This window comes from Pseudoduganella sp. RAF53_2, from assembly GCF_052113985.1.
In the GTDB taxonomy this organism is placed as follows: domain Bacteria; phylum Pseudomonadota; class Gammaproteobacteria; order Burkholderiales; family Burkholderiaceae_D; genus Rugamonas.
The window spans coordinates 1-2,962 of sequence record NZ_JBFRDW010000707.1; the positions used below are offsets into that span (position 1 = coordinate 1).

The following is a 2,962-nucleotide window of genomic DNA, read 5'->3' on the forward strand; positions in this document are numbered from 1 at the left end:
GGTTGGTGCTGAAGTGTTTCGGATTGCCGATCACGCGGTCGTCGAAGCGCGCGCCGATAGCGATCAGGACGTCGCAGTTCTGCATCGCCATATTCGCTTCATACGTGCCGTGCATGCCCGGCATGCCGACGAAGTTCGGATCGGAAGCGCGCGAACCGCCCAGGCCCATCAGGGTGTTGGTGACCGGGAAGCCCAGCTTCTCGACCATGCGGTTCAGTTCATTCGATGCATGCGCCAGGATCACGCCGCCGCCGGTGTAGATCATCGGACGTTCGGCGGCCAGCAGCAGCTGGACGGCCTTGCGGATCTGGCCCGCGTGTCCCTTGTCCACCGGACGGTAGGAACGCATCTCGATGTCTTTGGGGTAGTTATAGACGTGCTTGTGCATGGAGATATCCTTCGGGATATCGACCAGCACCGGACCAGGACGACCGGTCCTGGCAATGTAGAAGGCCTTCTTGATGGTCTCGGCCAGGTCTTTCACATCCTTCACCAGGAAGTTGTGCTTGACCACCGGACGCGTGATGCCGACGGTATCGCATTCCTGGAAGGCGTCCTGGCCAATGGCGTGGCTCGGCACCTGGCCGGAAATCACAACCATCGGAACGGAGTCCATGTAAGCGGTGGACAGGCCAGTCACGGCATTGGTCACGCCCGGACCGGAGGTCACGAGGGCCACGCCAACCTTGTTCGAGCTGCGCGAATAGGCATCGGCGGCATGGATAGCGGCCTGCTCATGGCGAACCAGGATGTGCTGGAATTTGTCCTGCTTGAAGATGGCGTCGTAGATATACAGCACGGCGCCGCCGGGATAGCCAAAGACGTGTTCTACGCCTTCCTCAGCGAGGCAGCGGACAACGATCTCGGCGCCCGTGATGGGAGCTTCGGTATTCATGAAACATTCCTTTCAAGGTCCATAGGAGATTGATCGGATGCTCTTGCCTATCGAAGTGGGCGTAACCCTGCACGTCCCCAAGCTTCCCTTCTTTCTGCGGTCACCACAACCCTTCCCCCATGCGTAGCTGGAGTACAAGCCATGGCTAAACGCAACTCGTTTGGCCGGAGTTTATGCAGCGGTTTCATCGCCTACCTCTCGCGCTTGTGGCACGGGTTAGAGCAAACTGCTGACAAATGAAAGCTGGTTCTTCAGTACGGCTTTGTGTGCCTGTGCCGAATAACCGGGGAGCTTCGTGGTGTGCAAAGCGTTCTATACGGTACTGCGTTGCACCATTTTGGTCAAGGACAATTATTCAAAAAGTATATTTACGGTGCAATTCTTTACAAAAACCTGCGAAATACTGCAATTTTTGTTACGATGGCGGACTGTCCAAACAGCTATCATCCGCGCAGTACCGTCCTTAAACGCATGGCCACAGACAAAGAACTATCGGATTTTCTCGAGAACGTCGAGCGGCGTGCTTTCAAACAAGCCGTCTATGCGGTGAGGCGGGACGAAGCGGCTTTGGACATCGTTCAAGATGCAATGATCAAGCTCGCCGAGAAATACGGTGATAAACCCGCGGCCGAGCTGCCCCTGCTGTTCCAGCGGATTCTGCAAACCACCATCCTGGACTTTTTCCGCCGCGAGAAAGTTCGCAATACCTGGGTTTCCCTCTTTTCGGGCCTCGGTCCGTCGAATGAGGACCATGAGGATTTTGATATACTTGAGTCTTACGAGGCCGAAGAAGGTTCCCAGGCTGCTGAGTCGAGCGCCGATCAGGTCGAGCGTGCACAAATCTTGCAATTAATTGAAGATGAAGTGCAAAAGCTTCCGGCGCGTCAACGAGAAGCCTTCCTCATGCGTTWCTGGCAGGATATGGATGTGGCTGAAACCGCCGAAGCAATGGGATGTTCCGAAGGGAGCGTGAAAACACATTGCTCACGAGCAACTCACGCACTCGCCGAAGCGCTCAAAGCCAAGGGAATTAAACTATGAACACCGAAGACATCAACTTTGCCTACCGGGTGCGCCACGCGCTCAACGAAAAGCTCGACGATCTGCCGGCCTCGACGACCGATCGCCTGGCTGCCGCGCGCAAAGCTGCGCTGGCCCGGAAAAGGGCCGACGCACCGGCACGCGTGCGCGTGACCCGTACCGCCCCCGCCCTGGCTGGCGGCGCAAGCTTCTTTAGCAATCCGTTTACCTGGGTCCGAAATATGGGTGTAGCCCTGCCGCTGCTGCTGATTGTTGGCGGCATGGTCGGTGTCTACCAGTATGAGCAGCAGCAATCGATCGCCGAGCTGGCCGAAATGGACGCCGCCGTGCTGTCGGATGAGCTGCCGCTGTCCGCTTACCTGGATCACGGTTTTAACGCCTACCTCGAGACCCGCGAGCAATAAATGGCGCGTGTGAGCGGTCGGACAATTCGGATTGCAGCTGCCGTCGGCCTGACTTTGGCCGTGGCGGCTTGCACACGCCAGGACACCGTGCCGCCGCCGGCCGCGTCGTCCACGACCGCTGCCTCGGCGTCCGCCGCCGTTGGCGAAAAACCCCATTGGACCGACCTCACCCCTGCTCAACAGCAAGCCCTCGAACCGCTGAAAGACAGCTGGGAAGAGCTGGGTCCGGTACGCAAGCAAAAATGGATCGAGATCGGCAACCGCCTGAACTCGATGAAACCGGACGACAAGAAGCGCGTCCAGGAACGCATGGCCGAGTGGATCAAGCTGAGCCCGGCCGAGCGCAAGGCTGTGCGCGAAAACTACGCGCGTTTCCAGAAGATCACCCCAGGCCAGAAATCGGCGCAGTGGGAAGAGTATCAGCAGCTGCCAGAAGAGCAGAAAAAGAAACTGGCTGAAGCCGCTGCCGGCAAGAAGCAGCAGCTGGTCAAGCCGCCGACCCCGGCGCAAGCCAAGGTCAAGATGCCTGAACCGATCCGCCCGCATGGCGAAGGCCTGGTGCCTGCGCCGGGCTCGGTGCCGCCCGGCACTGTCGCCCCTGGCCTGACCGGTATCGCAGTGC

Annotated in this window: 4 protein-coding genes; 3 read left to right on the top strand and 1 reads right to left on the bottom strand. The window is 58.6% G+C overall.

Annotation, left to right across the window (positions count from 1 at the left end; translation table 11 throughout):
* Positions 1–895, bottom strand: an 895-nt coding sequence (locus AB4Z11_RS28150; protein ID WP_442029129.1) for a thiamine pyrophosphate-binding protein, incomplete at its 3' end; no start/stop codon positions are given.
* Between the two features lie 471 nt (positions 896–1,366).
* Between AB4Z11_RS28150 and AB4Z11_RS28155 the strand changes: the two genes are divergently transcribed.
* From AB4Z11_RS28155 to AB4Z11_RS28165, 3 genes are all read left to right on the top strand, one after another.
* The gene (locus tag AB4Z11_RS28155; RefSeq protein WP_442029132.1) at positions 1,367–1,936 is read left to right on the top strand and encodes an RNA polymerase sigma factor; all 570 of its coding nucleotides are present in this window, start codon (positions 1,367–1,369) and stop codon (positions 1,934–1,936) included.
* Entirely contained in the window at positions 1,933–2,340 is a 408-nt protein-coding gene (locus AB4Z11_RS28160) for a DUF3619 family protein (protein ID WP_442029130.1), read from the top strand. The genes AB4Z11_RS28155 and AB4Z11_RS28160 overlap by 4 nt, the downstream gene beginning before the upstream one ends.
* The coding region (locus tag AB4Z11_RS28165) for a DUF3106 domain-containing protein (protein WP_442029131.1) at positions 2,341–2,962 on the top strand (622 nt) is incomplete at its 3' end.